This is a genomic window from Campylobacter sp. IFREMER_LSEM_CL1097 (genome assembly GCF_025772225.1).
In the GTDB taxonomy this organism is placed as follows: Bacteria; Campylobacterota; Campylobacteria; order Campylobacterales; family Campylobacteraceae; genus Campylobacter_D; species Campylobacter_D lari_D.
This window is the reverse complement of the sequence record NZ_JAKMRT010000029.1, coordinates 1-6459: the sequence shown is the minus strand read 5'-3', so window position 1 is coordinate 6459 and position 6459 is coordinate 1. Positions and strand designations below refer to the sequence as shown.

The window sequence follows — 6459 nt, the reverse complement described above, 5'->3', positions numbered from 1 at the left end:
ATATAAGTATGGTTGCTTATGTTCATATAGGTACTCCTAAAACTGGAACAACTAGTATTCAGCAATTTTTATATGCCAATAAAGACTTGCTTTTAAAAGAAGGAATTCTGTATCCAAGTTCTATAATTCTCAATGAACAACATGATCCTCAGCATTGGAATTTAGCTACTTTGTTAAATAATTTTTACAAAGACGATGTGTTGCAAAACACTCTAGTGGTTGCCTTATGTGATGAGATTAAAAATACAAATCCAAAGAGTGTGATATTTTCATCAGAAGCATTTCAGTCGGTAGTAAAGTATGAAAATATAGAATATTTAAAATATTTGTTGTTAAAATTAGGATTTAAAAAGATAATTATAATTTTATATATCAGAGATGCTGTAGATGTTTGGATGTCTTTGTGCTCTGAATTTTTAAAAAATGGGGTCGATGATAACCTTGCTCATAAAAAAATTCATGAAAATAGCTTGTTACAGCAAATCTTAGATTACAAGAATACATTGCTTCATTGGAGTAATGTATTTGGAAAAGATAATATCATCTTACGACAATTTAATAAAGAGCTTTTATATGATAATGATTTAATTAAAGATTTTGCGTATATTTCAAAGATTAAATGGAATGATGGATTTACCATACCAAAAAAACAAAACGAAAGTTTAAATTTAATAGGAATGGAAATTTTAAGATACCTTAACAAAAAACCTTTAATCTCTAATGGTGTTTTATATTATGATTTGATTCCATTTTTTAATAGGTATTTTACAAAAAAAGAAAAGGAGTTGTTGTTTTATCCACCAAAAGATGTATATTTATATTATGAAAAATATTCACATATGCAGTTTAAATGGATTAATAAATATTTTCAAGATTCTTTGTATTTTGAATGCAAACCTAACAACAACTATCATGAAAATTATAAATTAGAAAATATTAAAAAAGAATATTTTGTAGAAATAGCTGATTTTATAGCCGATTTGTTTTCTTCTAAAAACAAAATCATTTTGCAAAAACAAAATCAAATTGATAGACAAAACAAAATCATTTTGCAAAAACAAAATCAAATTGATAGACAAAACAAAATCATTTTGCAAAAACAAAATCAAATTGATAGACAAAACAAAATCATTTTGCAAAAACAAAATCAAATTGATAGGTTAAAATTTCAAGTCAAACACGGTACAGCCAAAGCAAGAATTCAAAACCAACTCTCTTATAAACTAGGTCAAGCTATGATAGTTAACTCTAAATCTTTCTTGGGCTATGTAAAAATGCCTTTTGTATTATCTTATATAAAAGATAAACACAAACAAGAACAAAAAATCTATCAAGAAAAAATAAAAAAAGATCCTTCTTTAAAATTACCTCCTCTAGAAAGCTACTCCGATTATAAAGAAGCTTTAAGAGAAAGAGAATGTTTAACATACAAGCTAGGAGAGGCTCTTATACAAGCTAATAAAACTTGGTGGTGGGGAACTAGATACATTAAGCTGTGGTTTGAAATAAAAAGTATAAAAAAACAAAAAAAGGAAAACAATGGCAATAGAATTTGATATACAAGAATCAAAAATTTTAAAAGGAGTATATGTAATAACTCCTAATAAATTTAGGGATTTACGAGGAGAGATATGGACAGCTTTTACAAGTGAAGTGATAGATAAGCTTTTGCCAGATAATCTTCAATTTGTACATGATAAATTTATCCACTCTAGATATAATGTTATAAGAGGTATACACGGGGATCATAAAACGCATAAACTAGCTACTTGTGTTTATGGAGAAATTCATCAAGTTGTAGTTGATTGTAGAAAAGATTCACCTACTTATTTAAAACATGAAAAATTTATAATAAATCAAGATAATCAAAAAATCATCTTAGTTCCAGCTGGATTTGGAAATGCACATTATGTAAGTAGCGAAAGTGCAGTGTATTACTACAAATGCGCATATAAAGGAGAATATATTGATGCAAATGAACAATTCACTTATGCTTGGAATGATGAGAGAATAGGGGTTGATTGGCCAACAAAATCTCCGATCCTTTCAGAAAGAGATGTTTTGGCTACAAGCAAGGAGTGATTTGTGGAAAAAAAATCTAAAATTTATATAGCAGGACACCGAGGCTTAGTTGGATCAGCTATTGTTCAAGAACTCCGTTTACAAGGTTATACTAATTTAATATTTAAATCTCATGAAGAGTTGGACTTGATTAATCAACAAGCTGTTGATGATTTTTTTAAAAAGGAAAAACCGGAATATGTTTTTTTAGCTGCCGCAAAAGCTGGTGGAATAATGGCTAATAATACTTATAGAGCAGATTTTATATATGAGAATTTGCAAATTCAATGTAATGTGATTCATGGTGCATATAAATATAATGTTAAAAAATTAGTTTTTATTGCCTCAACTGTGGTTTATCCAAAGAATGCCTCATTACCCACTAATGAAGAACAAATGCTCACAGGTGAATTGGAATTTACCAATATGCCTTATTCTATCGCTAAGATTGCAGGTCTTACAATGTGCGAATCTTATAACTTGCAATATAAAACAAATTTTATTAGTGTTGCGCCAATTAATTTATATGGAAGCAATGATAAATTTGATTTAGAAAAGTCTCATGTTTTGCCAGCACTTGTAAAAAAAATGCACTTGGCTAAATTATTAAGTGAAAATAAATATGAAGAATTGCTTGAAGACTTAGGTTTTAATGATATAAATGAGGCTCTTGGATATCTTAATAAATATAATGTTAATAAAGATAGTGTAGAAATTTGGGGGAGTGGTTTACAAACTAGAGAATTTTTGCATAGTGGTGATTTAGCTCAAGCTTGTATTTATGTAATGAAATATGTTGATTTTAAAGATTTGCATAAAAAAGATGAAAAAGAAGTTAAAAATACACATATTAACATCGGTGTGAATAAAAATATATCCATCAAAGAGCTTGCTTATCTTGTAAAAAAAATTGTTGGCTTTAAAGGAGAGCTTTTTTTTAATACAAGCAAACCAGATGGTTTTAAAGAAAAACTAACAGATTGTTCTAAAATTCATTCTTTGGGTTGGAAGCATAAAATAGAACTTGATGAAGGTATTAAAATGATGTATGAAGATTACCTTCAAAATGGTAAACAAGCTTAAGGGGTTAATATGAAAAAAATAGCATTAATTACAGGTTTTACGGGTCAAGTTGGCTCGCAAATGGCAGATTACTTACTGGAAAATACAGATTATGATGTTATAGGCATGATGCGTTGGCAAGAACCTATGGATAATATCCATCATCTAAGTGATAGGATCAATAAAAAAGATAGAATTAGCATTTTTTATGCTGATTTGAATGATTATTCAAGTATTCAAAAGCTTTTTGAGAGCAAAAGACCGGATGTGATCTTTCATTTGGCTGCACAGTCTTACCCAAAAACCTCTTTTGATATACCTATAGAAACCTTACAAACTAATATCATAGGCACAGCAAATATTTTAGAAAATATTAGATTATTAAAAGCTAAAGATGGCTATGATCCTGTGGTGCATGTGTGCTCTTCTAGTGAAGTTTATGGTAGAGCAAAAGCAGGTGTTAAGCTAAATGAAGATACAACTTTTCATGGTGCAAGTCCTTATAGTATAAGTAAAATCGGTACGGATTATTTGGGAAGATTTTATGGTGAGGCTTATGGCATAAAAACTTATGTTACTAGGATGGGAACTCATAGTGGGCCAAGACGCTCTGATGTATTTTTTGAAAGTACGGTTGCAAAACAAATCGCATTGATTGAAGCAGGTTATCAAGAGTCTATTATCAAAGTAGGAAATTTATCAAGTGTAAGAACTTTTCAAGATGCCAGAGATGCGATAAGGGCTTATTATTTGCTTTCATTGGAAAGTGAAAAAGGAAAAGTTCCTTGTGGCGAGGCTTTTAATATAGCAGGTGAAGAAGCTTTTAAACTTCCTGAGGTTATTGATATACTTTTGAGTTTTTCTACAAGAAAGGATATCAAAGTAGAACAAGATGAAGAGAGGTTGCGTCCTATTGATGCAGATTATCAAATGTTTGATAATACTAAAATCAAAAGCTATATCAACTGGAAACCAGAAATTCCAGCTAGACAGATGTTTGAAGATTTACTAAATCATTGGAGAAAAGAAATTTCCATGGGTAGAATCCCACTTAATAGGTAACAATTATGATAATTCGTTCACAAACGCCATTGCGTTTAGGTTTAGCCGGTGGGGGTACTGATATAAATTTATACTGTGATCAATATACAGGTTATGTTTTAAATGCGACTATATCTTTATATGTACATTGTACTTTAATAGAAAGAGATGATGGAAAAATCATTTTTGATTCATCAGATACAAATGTAAAAGTAGAGTATAAAAGCAAAGATTTTTTAGAAAATGATGGTAAGTTAGATCTTTATAAAGCAATTTACAATCGTTTAGTAAAAGACTATGTTAAAAAACCTTTGAGTTTTTCTTTGCATACTTATTCAGATGTACCAAGTGGTAGTGGACTTGGTGGTAGCTCTACTTTGGTGGTGGGTATTATTAAAGCATTTGCTGAGTGGCTAAATTTACCTTTAGGTGAGTATGAGATTGCGCGTTTAGCTTATGAGATTGAACGAGAGGATATGGCTATAGTGGGTGGTGCACAAGATCAATACGCTGCAACTTTTGGTGGGTTTAACTTTATGGAATTTTATGATCAAAAAAGAGTGATAGTTAACCCTTTACGCATTAAAAATTGGATAGCAAGCGAGCTTGAGGCTAGAGTTTTGCTTTATTTTACAAATATCACTAGAGAAGCTAAGGATATAGAAGAGCATAAGAAAGGAAAGCTAGGAGATGAAAATTCTCTTAATGCTATGCATGCGATAAAACAAGATGCGCTAGATATGAAAGAAGCATTATTTAGAGCTGACTTTGATAAAATAGCTCAAATCCTAGGTAGGTCATGGCAATCAAAAAAGATCATTTCCGATATAGTAAGTAATGATGAGCTTGAAAGAATTTATCATTTAGCCATGGAAAATGGTGCCTATAGTGGTAAAACAAGTGGAGCTGGTGCTGGAGGGTTTATGTTTTTTATGGTTGATCCTATAAAAAAATATAAACTTAAAAAAATTCTAAATGAACAACAAGGATATGTGCAAGAGTTCTACTTCACTAAAGAAGGAGCAAAATCGTGGAAAATTTAAATTTATATATAAAATCTCATTTTAGTGATTCAATTGATATTAAAACTAAGATTTTAAATGATAATGATATGATTGGTTTAATTAAAGAAGTATCTTTAAAAGTGATCAATGCTTATAAAAATGGCAATAAAACTTTACTAGCAGGTAATGGAGGAAGTGCAGCCGATGCACAGCATATAGCTGGGGAGTTTGTGAGTAGATTTTACTTTGATAGACCTGGTATTGCAAGTATTGCTTTAAGTACTGATACGAGTATTTTAACAGCCATTGGCAATGACTATGGTTATGAAAATTTATTTGCAAGACAGGTGCAAGCCCAAGGTGTGAATGGGGATGTATTTATAGGAATTTCTACAAGTGGAAATAGCAAAAATATCTTAAAAGCTTTAGAAATTTGTAAAGAAAAAGGAATTTTAAGCATAGGTTTAACCGGGGCTAGTGGCGGTGCTATGAATGAGTTTTGTGATTATTGTATCAAAGTGCCATCATCTTGTACACCAAGAATTCAAGAAGCACATATTTTAATAAGTCATATCATCTGTGCTATAGTAGAAGAAGAGCTTTTTGGTAAGGGGTTTGATTGCAAGCTATAGTTTTAGCAGGAGGTCTTGGCACAAGGTTAAAAAGCGTAGTGCAAGATCTTCCAAAGCCTATGGCACCTATTAATGGAAAGCCATTTTTAGCCTTTGTTTTAGAGTATTTAAAAAAACAAGGAATTACTGAGGTTATTTTAAGTGTTTCGTATAAATACGAACTCATTCAAGAGTGTTTTAAAGATGAATTTGATGGTATGAAAATACGCTATAACATTGAAAAAGAACTTTTGGGTACGGGTGGAGCTATAAAAGATGCTTTGAAATTTATACAAAATCAAGCTTATGTTTTAAATGGCGATACTATTTTTGATATTGATCTAAAAAAACTTGTTTTAAATGATAGTAAAATTTGCATCGCACTAAAACAAATGCAAAATTTTGATAGATATGGCACTGTAAATGTTGATGATCAAGGTATTGTAATTTCTTTTGAAGAAAAAGTATTTAAAAAGCAAGGTTTAATCAATGGCGGTATATACTTGCTAAAAAAAGATATTTTTGATGAATTTGATTTGGAGAAAAAATTTTCTTTTGAAGAATTTTTGCAAAAAAAATATAAAACATTAAAAATTCAAACCCAAATTTTTGATCATTATTTTATCGATATAGGGATACCTGAGGATTATAAAAAATTTTCATATTCCCAAATCACGAAC

General features: G+C 30.1%; 7 protein-coding genes. All 7 read left to right on the top strand.

The window, feature by feature from the left end:
* Positions 1–8 precede the first annotated feature (8 nt).
* A complete protein-coding gene (locus tag L8W64_RS08575; protein WP_263673501.1) occupies positions 9–1556 on the top strand; it encodes a hypothetical protein in 1548 nt (515 codons plus the stop codon).
* A complete protein-coding gene (locus L8W64_RS08570) occupies positions 1540–2082 on the top strand; it encodes a dTDP-4-dehydrorhamnose 3,5-epimerase family protein (protein WP_263673498.1) in 543 nt (180 codons plus the stop codon). The genes L8W64_RS08575 and L8W64_RS08570 overlap by 17 nt, the downstream gene beginning before the upstream one ends.
* Positions 2083–2085: 3 nt before the next feature.
* Positions 2086–3144, top strand: a complete 1059-nt coding sequence (locus L8W64_RS08565) for a GDP-L-fucose synthase family protein (RefSeq protein ID WP_263673497.1) — start codon at positions 2086–2088, stop codon at positions 3142–3144.
* Positions 3145–3153: 9 nt separating this feature from the next.
* Positions 3154–4185, top strand: coding sequence for a GDP-mannose 4,6-dehydratase (locus L8W64_RS08560; protein WP_263673495.1), 1032 nt, complete (start codon positions 3154–3156; stop codon positions 4183–4185).
* A gap of 2 nt (positions 4186–4187) precedes the next feature.
* A complete protein-coding gene (locus L8W64_RS08555; protein ID WP_263673499.1) occupies positions 4188–5207 on the top strand; it encodes a dehydrogenase in 1020 nt (339 codons plus the stop codon).
* On the top strand, positions 5195–5800 hold the full coding sequence (locus L8W64_RS08550; protein WP_263673494.1) for a D-sedoheptulose 7-phosphate isomerase: 606 nt from the start codon (positions 5195–5197) through the stop codon (positions 5798–5800). The genes L8W64_RS08555 and L8W64_RS08550 overlap by 13 nt, the downstream gene beginning before the upstream one ends.
* On the top strand, positions 5788–6459 hold a 672-nt coding region (locus L8W64_RS08545), incomplete at its 3' end, for a nucleotidyltransferase family protein (protein WP_263673492.1). The genes L8W64_RS08550 and L8W64_RS08545, both read left to right, overlap by 13 nt.

Excerpts from the sequence above, each read along its gene's own strand:
- L8W64_RS08575 (WP_263673501.1), top strand. The coding sequence starts at position 9 with ATGGTTGCTTATGTTCATATAGGTACTCCTAAAACTGGAACAACTAGT.
- L8W64_RS08570 (WP_263673498.1), top strand. The coding sequence starts at position 1,540 with ATGGCAATAGAATTTGATATACAAGAATCAAAAATTTTAAAAGGAGTA.
- L8W64_RS08560 (WP_263673495.1), top strand. The coding sequence starts at position 3,154 with ATGAAAAAAATAGCATTAATTACAGGTTTTACGGGTCAAGTTGGCTCG.